Origin of the sequence: Paenibacillus graminis (assembly GCF_000758705.1) — a bacterium.
Lineage (GTDB): Bacteria > Bacillota > Bacilli > Paenibacillales > Paenibacillaceae > Paenibacillus_AQ > Paenibacillus_AQ graminis.
Genome location: NZ_CP009287.1, coordinates 2,460,454 through 2,475,432 on the forward strand (window position 1 = coordinate 2,460,454; position 14,979 = coordinate 2,475,432).

At 49.8% G+C, this 14,979-nt stretch carries 13 protein-coding genes and 1 riboswitch; of the genes, 10 read left to right on the forward strand and 3 right to left on the reverse strand.

Going from position 1 to position 14,979, the window contains the following annotated elements; genetic code table 11:
• Positions 1 to 4: 4 nt before the first annotated feature.
• The 7 genes from PGRAT_RS09895 (at position 5) to PGRAT_RS09925 (ending at position 6,155) form a co-directional block, all read left to right on the forward strand.
• Positions 5 to 1,366 (forward strand): hemolysin family protein, encoded by a 1,362-nt coding sequence (locus PGRAT_RS09895; protein WP_025705785.1) that lies wholly within the window; start codon positions 5 to 7, stop codon positions 1,364 to 1,366.
• 548 nt (positions 1,367 to 1,914) lie between these two features.
• Positions 1,915 to 2,130, forward strand: a complete 216-nt coding sequence (locus PGRAT_RS09900) for a spore coat associated protein CotJA (RefSeq protein WP_025705784.1) — start codon at positions 1,915 to 1,917, stop codon at positions 2,128 to 2,130.
• A gap of 3 nt (positions 2,131 to 2,133) precedes the next feature.
• Complete coding sequence (locus tag PGRAT_RS09905) at positions 2,134 to 2,400, forward strand: spore coat protein CotJB (RefSeq protein ID WP_025705783.1); 267 nt, start codon at positions 2,134 to 2,136, stop codon at positions 2,398 to 2,400.
• A gap of 84 nt (positions 2,401 to 2,484) precedes the next feature.
• Positions 2,485 to 3,054 carry a manganese catalase family protein gene (locus PGRAT_RS09910; protein WP_025705782.1) on the forward strand — a complete coding sequence of 190 codons (570 nt, stop codon included), beginning with the start codon at positions 2,485 to 2,487 and terminating at the stop codon, positions 3,052 to 3,054.
• A 433-nt stretch (positions 3,055 to 3,487) separates the two neighbouring features.
• Positions 3,488 to 4,060 (forward strand): PadR family transcriptional regulator, encoded by a 573-nt coding sequence (locus PGRAT_RS09915; protein ID WP_025705781.1) that lies wholly within the window; start codon positions 3,488 to 3,490, stop codon positions 4,058 to 4,060.
• Entirely contained in the window at positions 4,044 to 5,024 is a 981-nt protein-coding gene (locus PGRAT_RS09920; protein WP_025705779.1) for a BtrH N-terminal domain-containing protein, read from the forward strand. Before PGRAT_RS09915 ends, PGRAT_RS09920 begins: the two co-directional genes overlap by 17 nt.
• Before the next feature lie 315 nt (positions 5,025 to 5,339).
• A complete protein-coding gene (locus PGRAT_RS09925) occupies positions 5,340 to 6,155 on the forward strand; it encodes a serine/threonine protein kinase (protein ID WP_025705778.1) in 816 nt (271 codons plus the stop codon).
• Positions 6,156 to 6,584: 429 nt separating this feature from the next.
• Here PGRAT_RS09925 and PGRAT_RS09935 read toward each other — a convergent pair whose 3' ends face one another.
• Together PGRAT_RS09935 and PGRAT_RS09940 are read right to left on the reverse strand one after the other, a co-directional pair.
• On the reverse strand, positions 6,585 to 8,321 hold the full coding sequence (locus PGRAT_RS09935) for an SGNH/GDSL hydrolase family protein (RefSeq protein WP_025705776.1): 1,737 nt from the start codon (positions 8,319 to 8,321) through the stop codon (positions 6,585 to 6,587).
• Positions 8,322 to 8,444: 123 nt separating this feature from the next.
• A complete protein-coding gene (locus tag PGRAT_RS09940; RefSeq protein ID WP_025705775.1) occupies positions 8,445 to 9,554 on the reverse strand; it encodes a GerAB/ArcD/ProY family transporter in 1,110 nt (369 codons plus the stop codon).
• 174 nt (positions 9,555 to 9,728) lie between these two features.
• On the opposite strand from PGRAT_RS09940, the gene PGRAT_RS09945 reads away from it, so the two are divergent.
• From PGRAT_RS09945 to PGRAT_RS09955, 3 genes are read left to right on the forward strand one after another with little or no spacing between them, the layout of a single operon-like run.
• Positions 9,729 to 11,225, forward strand: a complete 1,497-nt coding sequence (locus PGRAT_RS09945; RefSeq protein WP_081954744.1) for a spore germination protein — start codon at positions 9,729 to 9,731, stop codon at positions 11,223 to 11,225.
• A gap of 9 nt (positions 11,226 to 11,234) precedes the next feature.
• The gene (locus PGRAT_RS09950) at positions 11,235 to 12,458 is read left to right on the forward strand and encodes a Ger(x)C family spore germination protein (protein ID WP_025706703.1); all 1,224 of its coding nucleotides are present in this window, start codon (positions 11,235 to 11,237) and stop codon (positions 12,456 to 12,458) included.
• Between the two features lie 7 nt (positions 12,459 to 12,465).
• Positions 12,466 to 12,693, forward strand: coding sequence for a hypothetical protein (locus PGRAT_RS09955; protein ID WP_025706702.1), 228 nt, complete (start codon positions 12,466 to 12,468; stop codon positions 12,691 to 12,693).
• A 5-nt stretch (positions 12,694 to 12,698) separates the two neighbouring features.
• Here the strand turns inward: PGRAT_RS09955 and PGRAT_RS09960 are convergent, their stop codons facing one another.
• On the reverse strand, positions 12,699 to 14,549 hold the full coding sequence (locus tag PGRAT_RS09960) for a FapA family protein (protein ID WP_025706701.1): 1,851 nt from the start codon (positions 14,547 to 14,549) through the stop codon (positions 12,699 to 12,701).
• A 103-nt stretch (positions 14,550 to 14,652) separates the two neighbouring features.
• Positions 14,653 to 14,745, reverse strand: a riboswitch (cyclic di-GMP riboswitch).
• Positions 14,746 to 14,979: the final 234 nt, after the last annotated feature.

Below are 14,979 nucleotides of genomic sequence, written 5' to 3' on the forward strand. Positions count from 1 at the left end.
TATAGTGCATACGGAATTTGAAGTAGGGAGATTGCTGCTCAATCTTTTGCTGGTTCTGGTGCTCGTAATGTTGAACGGCATATTTGTTGCAGCGGAGTTCTCGCTCGTGAAGGTGAGGCAGTCGCGTCTGACGCAGCTTGTCAGCGAAGGGAACAAGATGGCTGGATATGCGCTGAAGGTCAATAAAAAACTGGATGCCTATCTGTCGGCTACCCAGTTCGGGATTACGCTTGCCTCGCTGGGGCTGGGCTGGGTCGGGGAACCGGCCATTTCCGAGCTGCTGGTGGAGCCGCTGATGATCCAGATTGGCGTGACCGACCATACGCTGATCTCCACGGTATCGGTAGTTGTAGGTTTCTCAATCATTACTTTTTTACATATTGTGCTGGGTGAGCTTGCGCCGAAATCCCTGGCTATCCAAAAAACGGAAGGCTCTGCGCTGCTGTTGTCCGCGCCGCTGATGTTTTTTTATAATGTGTTTCTGCCATTTATCTGGGTGCTGAATGCATCGGCCAATGCGCTCCTGAGGCTGGTGGGAGTAGAGCCGGCCAGTGAAGCCGAAGCAGCCCACTCGGAAGAAGAAATCCGCATTCTCATGAACCAAAGTGCCAAGAGTGGTGTCATTGACAAGGATGAGATGAAGCTGATGGACAACATCTTTGAATTCTCTGATCTGCTGGCCCGCGAGGTCATGCTTCCGCGTACAGATATGGATGTGTTATACAGCAATCTTTCTCTGGAAGAAAATATGCGGATCATTACGGAGACGAAGCATTCCCGTTATCCGGTGGCTTTTGAGGACAAGGACCGGATTATCGGTTTCATTCATATCACCGATCTGCTGTTTGCCCCGCTGGAGCAGCAGAACGATCTGGCATCGCTGGTCCGGCCTATCCTTAATGTGCCAGAATCTATAGAGATCAGCCATGCGCTGCGGCTTATGCAGAAGAACAAGGCCCAGCTCACACTCGTTGTGGATGAATATGGCGGGACCGCAGGGCTGCTCACAGCCGAGGAGATTCTTGAAGAAATCGTAGGGGACCTGCATGACGAATTCGAGGATGAACGTCCAAGCGTGGAACGCAACGGCGATTATATCTCCGTCGAAGGACGTATGCTGATTGAGGATGTGAATGACCTTACCGGCGTAGTTATTGAAGACGACGAAGTCGATTCGATCGGAGGCTGGCTCTTCAAGGAGCTGGAGGGCAATCCGTCCAAAGGCAAGCGGGTAGTTGTCGGTGATGTTACCTTCGAGGTGGAGGAAGCCACGCGTCTGCGGATCACCAGAATCAACATCCACCGTGAAACGCCTGTGGCATCCGAAGAGGATGAAACCGGTGAAGATGAGGACGGCCTGAAGTAAGCGAACAGCCCAGTCGCTGTAATGCACCTGTGAATATACGTGTTCTGATGGTTCAGATTTCTGCTTTTCGAATTTTTTTCGGTATGGTATGCCCCAAGCTGCCCAAGTCACATGATGACTTGGGACAGCTTTTTTTGTTGTGCAGGTAATAGCCAATTTACACTCAGTCAGGTTAGCCTGCGGAAGGGGCGAATCTTCCCACATAACGGCGTTCCTGTCCACAATCTTATTCCAACGAGCGCCTGATCACCGGCTTCTTGAAAAAATTGTAGAGCGCGTAGGCAAAGTAAAGTGGATCGTATTCGGCAGAGTGCCCCAAGGCCCGGTTTAGCGGTTCTTGGGGCACTTTTGGCTGTTCAGTCCTGGAAGCGGCAGGTTCACGGCGAGTCTTTACATTTCTCTCGGGGATTCTTCATCTGGCGGCCGCTTCAGCTTGCGGGGATATGAACTTTCCTTGGTCTACTGGCTAGGCGAGTAACATAGAATGATTACAAAGTACTGTGTTTACTACGTTAAGCGCCTGCAAGTAAACCAGAGGAGGAAAAAGCATGAATTCCCAGGAACGTGTATGGACACCGTACAGGGGCCCGTTTGACCCTTGCCCGCCGGTGCCGTTCAAGACGTATGTTGTCCCGCCGAACCAATTTATCAATTTTCAGCCGCCCAATTGGCCGCAGTTTTCACTGCCTGAGGCTTTGAGGGCAGGTACGCTGTGGCCTGCGCTTTTCAGCCCTTATGAATCCAAGAGCAAAGGAGGCAAGTAGCCCATGGAAGCAAATCCTTGCGAGCCCCGTTACTATGAGATGCTGGAACAGCTCCAGGTTCTGGATTTTGCGCTGGTGGAGCTGAATTTGTATCTGGATACTCATCTTGAGGACCTTAAAGCTATAGAGCAGTTCAACCAGCTGACCCAGGAACGTACCCGGCTGGCAAATCAGTTCCAGGAGCTGTACGGACCGTTGCAGAACTTCGGCCGCGCCTATTCGAAATGTCCATGGGAATGGAATCAGACTCCCTGGCCTTGGCAGGTCTAGCGGGCATGTAGCGATTGAAGTTTTGGACGAAGCTGATTCACGGATGCTTATACTTACAAAACCTTTAGGAGGGATCATTCCCGAATGTGGATATATGAGAAAAAACTGCAGTATCCGGTGCGTGTCAGCAAATGCGATGTGCGGATGGCGCGTTATCTGACGGAGCAGTACGGAGGAGCAGACGGGGAGCTGGCAGCCGCGCTGCGGTATATGAATCAGCGGTATGCCATTCCGGATAAAGTCATAGGCGTGCTGACGGATATTTCAACCGAAGAATTCGCCCACCTGGAAATGATTGCTACGATGATATATAAATTAACAAAAGATGCATCGATTAGTGAACTCGAAGCTGCCGGGCTTGGCCCGAACTATGCACAGCGCGACCATGCGCTGTTCTACCAGAATTCGGCAGGTGTGCCATGGACAGCAACGTATATCCAGGCCAAAGGTGATCCGCTTGCCGACCTCTACGAGGACATTGCGGCCGAAGAAAAGGCTCGGGCTACATACCAGTGGCTGATCGACATGACGGATGACGTGGATCTGCAGGACAGCCTGAAGTTCCTGCGGGAGCGGGAGATTGTACATGCGCTGCGGTTTAAGGAGTCGGTGCAGATTATTATTGATGAGCGGGAGCAGAAGAGAGTGTTCTGACATGATGTATATACAATTAAATAGATCGTTTGATAAGAAGAGCCACAGGAGCAGCATCTGCGGCTCTTCTTACATTCCCCGCGAGTTACTACGATCTGGCTCTGGCTGGATGCTTTCGGAAATAGCCTGAATAACAAGCCCCTATCGATCATTTTTCGGGATGGGCTTCTCATGTAATCTTCCGCAATTATAATTCACCGTTACTTGTGGTTGCTCTCAGTAGGAGTTCAAGTACACGTTGCACCAGCAACGCCGTCGCGTCAGCGTCATACGACGGAAAACTGCTTTCCGCGAAGTGTGTTGATCACCTAGTTCGTCAGTTCCAGATTTGAACATTCTCAAGCTGTAGTTTTCTAGCAGATTCGGTTATTGAATTTATATTACACCTATGTTATATTACACATATGAAATACTCAAGATAAGGAGTCTCTCTATGCATACATTGTCGAATGTCGAATTCATGCTCCTGCAAATGATCGCGGAACATTGTCAAGCTTCCGGATACGATATTATGAAGTTAGTCGAGCAGCGGGGTTATAAAGAATGGGCGAATATCGGTACAACTTCGATATATGTGGGATTGAAGAAACTTAGCGATAAAGGTTGGATCTCACCTGAGACAGCCGACGAGAAATCCGGTAAGGGGCCAACGCCGACCCGGTTTGCCCTCACCGAAGTGGGTATAAGTAAGCTGAGAAATGAAATTCTTGATAGTCTGTCGTCTACCCGGGAACGTGACAACCGCTTCGATCTCGGTTTGGCCGCTTTGCCCCATATCGGGAAGGAAGAGGCCGTCATTGCTTTACGGAAACGACTGGATTTTCTTGGACAAGCCTCGATAAATATAAGACAGAAGTACGAATCACAAGGCGGAGCTAGCTTACCGCTGAACGTAAGGGCATTGTTCTTGCATCCATTCAGCTTAATCGAGAGCGAGCAAGCGTTCGTTAGCCGTTTAATACATGAATTATTGGAGGAGGCAAGTAGACATGGCCAAAGTTATTGAAGGTTTCATTCCTTATCAAGGCGAACATTGCGAAACAACCGCCATTGGCAATTTAATGCAATATGCGGGAGACCGCTTGTCTGAGCCGATGTTGTTCGGACTCGGGCAAGGGCTTGGATTCATATACTGGGATTCGAAAGGAATGGACTTCCCCTTCATCGGAGGAAGGGTCAAACCGGATAAACTGACCGCTTATCTCGCCGAACGACTCGGCTTGAACGTCAGATATCAAGAAACCTCTTCCGTCAATAAGGCGTGGCAGAACGTCCGAAGCAGCATCGAACACGGCATTCCGGTTGGCCTTAAATTAGATGCCTATTACTTGGATTATTTTAAGAACAAGGTGCACTTCGCCGGTCACTATGCGGTACTTTACGGTATAGATGACGAATACGCCTACATGGCGGACACCAGACAACAGGGTGGACTTGTGAAGACGCGTTTGACAAGCTTGGCCGCTGCCAGAAATGCAAAGGGACCCATGAGCTCCCGGAATCGTTCCTTTACGATCGAGCCAAGCGACGCATTGCTTCCGCTTGTTCCTGCTATACGCGAATCCTTGACCATGAATGCGCATGACTATCTGAACCCGCCCATTGGGAATATTGGCAATAAAGGCATTGTTAAAATGAGCAATGAAATCTTGAAATGGCCTTCTCGCAGCAACAATTCCGAACATGATTTATGTCTTACCGCGATGTTAATGGAGCGGGCAGGAACCGGCGGCGCTTTATTTCGGAATCTGTATAGGGATTATTTGAGAGATTGTGCTGATCGGTTGGAGGACCCGAAGATCGAACAAGCCCACTGCATGTTTACAGAGATCGCTCCAATGTGGGTTAGCGTCTCTGCTTCAATCGACCGAGCAGGAAGAACAGGTGAGCACCAAGAGCTCGTGCATGCGTCTAAGCTGTTGCTCGAGATTGCGGATAAAGAACGCGCAGCCATGGAGCTGTTGTTGTGATAGCCTTACACCTACATTGAACGGAATCATTCCTTTCGGCTTGCATGCTTTAACCCAGTGTCAGCTTAAGCACCTCACGAGGGTGCTTTTTCTTACCATACTTGGGGTCAATGAGCCATGATCCATTCTTAACCCATGATCCTGGACTTCAATCTCTACTATATTGTGCCCTTGACAACGACTTGCCGCTATAATAAAAGAAGAAAGGAAATATTGCCTGCATTCAGTGGAATATGTGAGCTGGTACTGGATATTTCTGATGTGGGAAGAGGCCGCGGAGGGTTGAACATCGGGCTGTTGAACAGGGGGAGAGTCATGGCATTTGAACGGTGGCGGGGATTTATCCGGGCCTGGCGGGATTACCCGCTTCCGGACGGGACACGGGTCGGTGAACGATATAAGATAGAATCTCTGTTGGGGCAAGGGAGCTACGGGCTGACCTACCGGTGCTGGGACGTTAGGGATGGGGCTCTTCTGGCCGTCAAACAGTCGAGGCCGAGCAAGAAAGCGGTGGGCAGGGAAATGCTTCACAAGGAAAGTAATATTTTGCGGTCCATGGATCATCCCAACATTCCTGCATGCCGTGATTTTTTGGAATACAAAGGCTCAAGCTGGCTGGTAGCTGATTATATTGAGGGAAACACACTGGAAGAATTGATCTTTGACGGGGGTATCGTCTACGGGGAGCGGGAGTGTCTGGCTACGACCTTGAAACTGATGGAACTGGTAGCCCATGTCCATTCGCGTGGATATGTTCACCTGGATCTGCGCATTCCTAATGTGATCCTTACAGGGGAAGAAATGTACCTCATTGATTTCGGGCTGGCAAGGCGGATCGGCGAGGAAGAAACCGTGCTTGGTGATCGGAAGCCGAAGACGGGGGAGATGCCGGGACGGATGCCGCCGGTTATCGCTTCGGATTTGTATGACGTCGGACAATTAATGCTGTTCATGCTGTATTCCGGTTACCAGCCTGAACCGGGAGAAGCGGAACGGAACTGGCGCCAGGAACTGAGTTTGTCGCCGGGGATGCTGCAGCTCCTTTCCCGGCTTCTTGGAGGGCAGGAACCCTATTCGGATACCGCATTGTTTGTCCGCGAGGCGGAGGCTTTGTATAAGAGTCTGCGGTGAGACCCTAAACACAAGGCGCCTTCAGCCAAAAGCTGAAAGGCGCCTTGTGTTTCGTGCAGGAATGGTCAAGCAAGGATCAGCTTGAGCTGCCGTAGCGATTCTTATAATATTTATGTCCATTTCCTCCATGGTGTGAGTCTGAAGATGAGTAGCTCTTGTATCCGCGGCTGCTGCTTGAATGTCTGCCGTATCCTGGCCTCCCTTTATGGCTGCTTGAAGATCGGTGCCGCCCTCCATGCTGGGAGTGTTCCATAGAGTGCAGTACTTTGCCGAGAATTTTTCTTAGCATCATATTTTCCTCCTCTAGGGTGGGTTAAGCCGCTTAACACGGCCTTACTCTTTAGTTACCCATTAATACGTTATTCATACCTGCGGGTTTCGTGATTATATTTGCAGGCCAGCCCGTTTTTGTGGCATATCGTTATGCTCTTAGACGTTATAGCCGAAACCGAGAATCGTGAAGCATTTGTCCTGATCTTCCCGTGCCATTCTGATTTCGATTACATGCTCCTGACTATGCTCATGCTGGTAGAGAATCACCGGATTGCAGTGTGTCCAGTTGTTCTCATGCGGATCAGCGGTGAGTTTCAGTCGGCCGTCCACATAGATATCCGCTTTCCCGAACTCGGGGCTGCCCGAATCCTTGAACACAAGGATAAGATTTCTGCTGGTTATCGTCAGCTTGAAGCTGTCCTGCCCAGATGCTGCCGTATGCATCCAGTTATATGGAAATTCCGGAGTCCCGAAGGGGTTAAGGTCCATTTCAACCATCTGCAGTTCTGTATCCGTTTCCGTAAAACCCCCTGCTTCAATAACAGCGCCGGCATGATTCTTGCGGTCCAGCAAACGGGTGTTGGCAAAATCTTTTCCCAGAACCGGCGGTTTATCCAGTATGATATCCTCTCTGTCCGCAAGCGATTTATAAGTTTCGGAAAACAAGAAGGCAAGACAGTCCGCCATTACCCGGTGGCCCTCATTAGTAGGATGATAGATATCGTAGAAAAATTGCCGTTTCGAGATAAGATTTCCTTCGGCTTTGCTCAGGCGGAACTGCCCGGTTACTGCGTCCTTTACGCTCACCATGGGAAGATTATAGTGCAGGCCCACAGGAGAGAGCCGTTCCTGCAGATTCCAGTCATTCATAAACACACTGAACAGCAGAATCACAGCGGGCTGGTTCTCGGCAGAAAGAATCTTCAGAATAAGGCTTTCGTAGCAGTTGCCCTTCGTTTCGTCGCCCTCGTCGTTGACTGCAAATTCCACCACCACGATGTCCGGTGTTACCGCGCCGTCCCTAAGAATGTCTCTGTCATAGCGGATCACTCCAAGTTCCGAGGGCGTACCCCCTACACCGGCTTTTACAAAGTGAATGTTCTCTCCGCCGTCTTGGCCGAACAGTTCCTTGAATCTTACATACGATTGATAGGCATAACATTCGGTATGTATCGGCTTCGCTCCCGCCCCCTGAGTAATGGAGCCGCCGATGTAAGCGATCGTCACATCCTCGCCTTTTACTGCTTTTTCTATGGCGGTTTTTAATCTTTTATTATTACCTGGGTGGACCAGGGACTTACCGATCATGTCGCGGTATTCATTCGAACCAAATGCAACAGGAAGCTCAGCCGTGAGTTCAGGCACCTTGTAGCCGTCATTAAGATAGAAAATAATAGTTGCCGTTGCCAGCTCGCCTGCACGGCTGAATTCAAAAGCAAATTTACCCGGAGCAGCATCATCTTCAGACCATGAGATATCCGCCAGTGTAAGTATAATTTCCGTTCCATCGACTGGGCATGGAATAAGCAGACGGGTGCCCGATTCATACTTGCTGGTTTTGCCCCAGTTCTGCAGCAGAAAAGAGATCTCCGCCTGTTCACTGTCCGTCTTCACAGAGATTCCGATACTGTGGACCAATTGGCGGAATCCGCTCCAGCTTGAGAGAAGAGCCAGCATCTGCTCGTCCGTAACCCCGCCTGTAAATCTGGCCTTATCGGTCAGATAGCTGCCTTCCAGATAAATTTCCTGTGAAGGTCTGCCTTCAGGCCGGGCTGTCGCTTCAATAGCTGTTTCGAACAGCACAAAAAAACCGCTTCTTTGCTCCGCCGGGTCCCTGGGTGCTTTCGGTCCTTCCGTCCTGCGGCCGGCAAGGGTCTGTTTATGATCTTCCAATTCCATCATCCCCGCTTTCTGAGTGTGTGAATACGCTCCCACAAAACTATTATAGATGCGGATGCACAAGCCGCTCAACGGGCAAAACAAATCTGTCTCTAATTATTACAAAAACTCTCTAGTTTACCCCTGTTCCCTGTTTTGGGCGGAGCGTTTTCTGAAAAAATTAACAATGAGCAGGAGTGACGGGAAGACCACGGCATAGGTAAAGTCCCAATCCACCCAGAAAGGGGGGATTTCTTTAACGTAGAAAATAATATCTTTTGCCAGCAGGTTCGTCATGCCGTAAATCAGGAATCCCACCGGAAAGATCAGATGCCGGTAGGTTTTCAGCTTTAACAACTGGGCGATCCCCAGGACAAAGGCGTAGAAGTATAGCACTGTTTTGAAATATGTGCTGATAATCCAGGTGGTGGCCAACAGTGCTTCAATCCGCTGCAGAAAATTCCCGATGTTGATTCTTTGGGCAAGAATATAGGCAGGATAGAATTCATGCTCGGAAAAATAGGCCCCGAGTACCGTCAGAGAAAGAAACAAAATCAGGTTCAGGCCAACAGCTCCGATGAAAAGGGAGATGAAGATATCGCGGCTCGTTTTGCTGTGCTTTTGGGCAAAGGGATAGACCATGAAGAACACGCACATTTCCCCGTAAGGATAAAATACACCGTACATAATCGTATGCAGCATATCCGGAAACGGCGTATTCCAAATAGGATGGATCCGATCCATTTGGACATTGGGAAACAGCAGGATGAGGGAGATTAAAAAAAGGGCAAAGAAAGGAAAGAAAATCTGTGCCGCACGGCCCAGATTCTCCAGACCCAACCGTAAGCCGTACACCAATAGAACAATAGCCATGAAGCGGATTACCCCGCCGGGGGTCCCCTCGTAAATTTGTGTACACATGAAGTCTTCAATTTCCCTGACATAAGTGGACGCTGCCATCAGAAAAAAGAATAAATAACTCACCGCAACTGCCCCGCCCGCCCATTTTCCTAAAATTTGGATGGAAAGCTCGATAATTGTTTTATTTGGATTGATATTTGCGGCAGATACCATTAATTTAACGGTTGCCAATCCCAGCGGAATACAAATGAACCCGGCAATCCATGCATCCTCATGGGCTCCGGCTGCCATTACTGAAGGATATACAAGCGCCATATCCCCAATAAGCGTAAAAAGCCCCAATATGATCATTTGAGCCGAGCTGATCCGGTCCCTTTCAAGACTCATGAGATTCCTCCGTGTCGGCTGCAAGCAGTCCTTCAGCCATGTTTTATCCTTTCCTTAGCATGCAAAGATCTTCCACAATTATGCATCATTGCTCCGGATTAGGATGGGCGGGCATAAATATCAAATTATGCATCATACTATTTACACCTTGTCTATGGAAAGTGGAGGATGCACTTGAAGGATACGAACTTTGGTACATTGTCATCCTGTCTTAAGGATAACCAGATGCAGCTGGTTCAGCTTCTCGGAAAAAGCACCGATCTGATCATCAAAGAACTGCAGCCGGATCAGGCTACACAAATCGCTGTGATTTATATTGATGGTCTTATCGACACACAGGTACTGCATCATTCGATTTTATTTTCACTTCAGGAACGCTGTACCCCGGACCAGTTGAGGGATCTGGATGCCGGGCAGAAGTTTGAGCTTCTGCATAAACGCATACTGATGGCAGGAGATATGTCGGTCACCCATGACCTGGAGCCATTCATTCACCAGCTGTTGTCAGGCAATGTAATGGTGATGGTGGATGGAACACCGGCTGCTCTGCGGATTGGACTGCCCGGGTGGGAGGACCGCAATGTCAGCGAGCCGAGCTCACAAACGGTTGTACGGGGCCCGATGGAGGGATTTACGGAAAATTTACGGACGAACACGGCGCTGCTCCGGAGAAAAATCAAAGACAGCCAGCTATGGCTGGAGACCTTCCAGGTCGGCAGGGTGACCCAGACCAGCGTGTCCATTATGTATCTCACCCACATTGCAAGCCCTGAGCTGGTGCAGGAGGTTAAACGCCGGCTGGGCAAAATTGATACGGACAGTATTCTGGAGAGCGGATATATCGAGGAGTTTATTCAGGATACGGCTGGCACGCCTTTCCCGACCATTTATAACAGCGACCGCCCGGATTCGATTGCGGCAGGAATCCTTGAGGGCAAAGTGGCGATTCTTGTGGACGGTACGCCATTTGTCCTGCTGGTGCCTTCTTTTTTTGTTGCCTTTTTTCAATCTCCAGAAGATTACTATCAGCGGGCGGATATCGGTACCTTGCTGCGTTTTATCCGTTTTCTATCCTTTTTCATTACTATGCTTGCCCCATCCTTTTATGTGGCGGTGACTACTTATCATCAGGAGATGATCCCTACCACGCTCGTTATCAGCCTTGCCGCACAGAGGGAGAGCGTTCCCTTTCCGGCGGTCGTGGAGGCGCTGCTGATGGAATTGACCTATGAGATTTTGCGGGAAGCGGGGGTAAGAATACCGAAGAACGTAGGGCAGGCCATCTCGATTGTCGGTACGCTGGTGATCGGCCAGGCGGCGGTTTCGGCGGGTTTTATCTCCTCGGCGATGGTCATTATTGTATCCATTACAGCCATTTCCAGCTTTGTCATCCCTGAAACGGGAATGGCCATTGCCGCAAGAATGATTCGTTTTGCATTAATCGCCCTGGCGGGTTTTATCGGATTGTATGGCATTTTGTTCGGTATTTTTATCATCGTGCTGCATTTGGCAAGCCTGCGTTCTTTCGGGATGCCCTATATGAGCCCGATTGGTCCATACCAAGCCGATGATCTGAAGGATTCCCTTCTCCGCTTCCCCTGGCCGCGCTTAAAGTCCAGACCGGCAAACAGTAAAATTCAAAACCCCAACCGTCAAGACACAACCAAGTGAGGTCTGTTTATGAGCTCTAAAAAAAGTAGAACCCTCTCCATACTGCTGCTTGCCCTTCTTGCTCCCCTGCTGCTCAGCGGCTGCTGGGAAAGAAGGGAGTTAAATGAAATGGCTTTTGTGCTGGCTCTGGGGCTGGATAAGGCTGAATCCGGCTACAGGGTCACCATGCAGGTGGTTATTCCTTCCGCGATTTCCTCACAGACGGTTGGAGGAAGTGGCGGCGGCGGGGTGCCAGTGGTTGTATCCAGCTTCAATGTCCCGACCATTTATGAAGCAGACCGAAAGTACAGTCTTCTCAGTTCGAGATCAGGCTACAAAGGTCATATCCGCGCACTGGTGATCGGAGAGGAGCTCGCCCGGGCAGGTATCGCCGAAACACTTGATGTGCTGAACCGAAGCCGGGAGCCGCGGAATGATTACTATGTTATGGTCGCAAAAGACACCACCGCAGAAGAGGTCCTGAAGGTTCTTACCCCGCTGGACAAATTGCCGGCGAATAAATTGTTTAGTGCCATGGACAAAGCCTATAAGGAATCCGCCAGGATTGTCGCGGTCCCTCTGAACGCGTTCATTGAAAATCTGATTTCTGAAGGGATTAATCCGGTATTGGCCGGCGTTGAGGTGACTGGCGATGCTAAAGAGGGGGGCAAGAAGAGCAATCTCGATGAAAGTACCCCCAAAGCCACTTTGCGTTACCACAGTGTAGCTCTATTCAAGAAGGACAAGATGATCGGGTGGTTAAACGATAATGAGACGATCGGGTACAATTTTATCACCGATAAAGTTGTCAAAGCCTCGGGCCCCATACCAGGAGACGATGGCCGCCCGATTGTTATTGAAGCGCTGCATACATCCACAAAACGTAAAGTAAAGATAATCGGCGGTGAGCCGCATATTTACATCCATGTACAGGCAGAGTGCAACATTGAAGAGGTGCAGAGCCGGGATAATCTGGAGTCGGAGAAGGTGATCACAGAGCTGGAGAAGAAAACGGAAGAGCGGATTATCTCGCGGATGGAATCTGCTGTTAAGCAGGTTAATAAGGATTACAATGTGGATATCATGGGTTTTGGCCAGATGATCTACCGTGCTGAACCGCAGGCCTGGGCCAGACTGCAGCAGCGGAAGGGAGAAGATTACCTGAAGTCGCTGCCCATTCATTACGCTGCCAGCGTGTCGATTACCCGGATCGGCGTTACGGACAATTCTTTTATTAAGGATATCAAGGAGTGAGCCCGAGATGCTGCTGTTATTTCTCGTGATTGCGGCAGGTTGTGTTGTCATCGACCTGCCTTTGCTGAAGCAGAAAAGCAGGCTCCGCGACCGCCTGGTCTGGCTTATGTTCTGGGCCCTGGGCATTGCCGCGGTCTACTGCTCGCTCAACAAAGTCAAAGTCCCCAGCCCGCTGTATCTGGTAATAATGATCTATAGGCCGGTTAACAGTTTGTTTGAGTCTTGGTTTAAATAGGCTCTTCAATCAGTCCCTGGATTCTGCAGAGTAAAGATCATGTCCTCGGCAGGTTCGGTAATCTCTTGGGAATGTCGGCCGACGGTTACGCTGCCCCCATACATTTTGCCGACAATAATCTTACGGCCTGCTGTGAGGGTGGAGCCTGGCCCTGCTTCACTTCCTACGGTTTGTGCAGTGAGGGTCCCGCCTGCCTCCAGCTGTGATTCCCCGCAGACTGCATCCGGCATCAAGAAAGTGATGTCTGCCAGGGAGAGCAAATCGCTTTGCAGAGTCCCGTCCTTGTGAATGCAAATGTCGCCGCTTGATTTGATGATGGTGTTATGGCACTCTGGGATGTCAACGCAGACATTGGTTTCCTCCATGCGAGCTACTCCGGTATACAGTTCCTTCAGCAATTTCAATAACGACACCAGCATAGCATCATTAAAAGCATCGATGAACAGGGCTGGCCGTAAGAAAACGTCCAGAATCCGCTGCAGCTGTTTGTTGTCTGGGTGAGAGATATACTTGATGCTGGCCACTACGGATTCCAGATCACGTATCAGGACGGGGATCCTCTTATATTTACTCTCCATGAGCAGCTGAATGACTTGCCCGAACTTTACGGTCTGCTGCCGGGATTGTATTTCCTGGATCAGCAGTCTGGAAGCTTGCCGCAGCAGGCTGACTTCTTCGATCAGCTTCTCGGAGAGGTGATAGAGACGGTTGTAGGTTACACCGAAGGCGCCTGAATACAACTGGCTGTTGCCCACCTTGCCCAGTATGTAAATACTGCCTGTTGCTGTAATGGTAGAATTATGGACATTGCCGCATACATACACATTTCCTAAAGACTCGATGATCGAGTTGTCCTCCACGTCCTGGTGCACAATGACATCGCCAGAAAATACGATATTGCCTATTTGGCGGTTGACACTGCCCGGAACGGTATATGCGGTAGTGATATCGAAAGTTTTGACATATGTGCCAGTAACACGCGGCCGGCCTTCTACAAGGGCTGTAATTTCATGGCTTGGCCGCAGCAGGGTGCCCTCCTTGGCCATAACTTTGATATCCCGGGGAGCTGGGGCATGCAAAATGCTGCCGTATACATCATACCCGGGCACACCTTCACGCGGCGGATGCTTGCGGGCAATGATATCGCCTTTCTTCGCGGTAGGAATCCGCAGATAGCTCCGGTAATCCACAACCCCTTCTGTTTCTTCAAAAGTACTATCAGCCTGCCCGGCAAAAAATAAATCGAGCTTCGCATCCTCGCCTGCAGCAGGCGGCGTGCCTTCCGCCACACAAACCGGCAGGTGGGTCGGATGATTCAATTCCGCATAAATTGCGGGGATATTCAGGTTTTGGGAAATCGATTTTTTCTCGAAATCGGCAATAATCTGTTCAATGCCAAGGGTGGACAACAGAGTGGAAGGGTCCCTTTCAGCTCTTACCGCGAGATGGCTCGATGCCGGGGTGTTCACCAGGTTCCATTCATACTGTTCTACACGGTTCAGGGTAAAGAAGGCTTGGAGTTTATCCTCGGAGACGGTGATCTGATAGGGAGGCGGTTCTTGTATGGACCAGGTAACCCGGTCAGTGGATACGACGGGTACGGGACCAGCTACCGGCTGATTGTTAAGCTCCAGCATTACAGGCGGGACCGCCGAGAGGAATGCCGGCTCGCCGCCGGGCAGCGGGGAGGTGATGTAAAAACGGTTATCTTGAACAATAATAATGCCATTCTGATCCTGTGTCCCGTAAGGCCGGGAAGGAAGGGGGGATGCAGCCGCAGTCTCAGTCTCTTTCTCTTTCATCCCGGTCTGACCGGCAGGCTTATTCAAAATTTTCTCAGTAATGCGCTGTGGCATTGCGTTTGGCTCCTTTTTAGATAATCAATGGGCATTTGGACATAAGAGTATCCCGGCAGGCAGATACGGTACCCAAACGGATACCCGCACAGTTCAGCGTCTTCTTGGCAGCCTGGCAGCCATGGATGGTGATGTTCACATCTTTAGGCCCATTGCTTTGCGTCCTATCCTTTCAGATAGTTTGCCGTTATGAAATGGATCAGTGATTAGCCGAAATCAGGTGCTTAACCCGAATGAAATCGACAAAGGAATCATAGTTGAAAATTCAAATATATAAACTTTTGCAACCTTTATTCTAGTACTAGAGTCACTAATTTACAATATTTAATTATATATTTATATAGATGAAATGGCTATCAGTCAGCAGATAGAATTCAGCCTCTACGGCTGGTTTGACAAATATGATTGAGCATGTGATAATTCTTCCTGA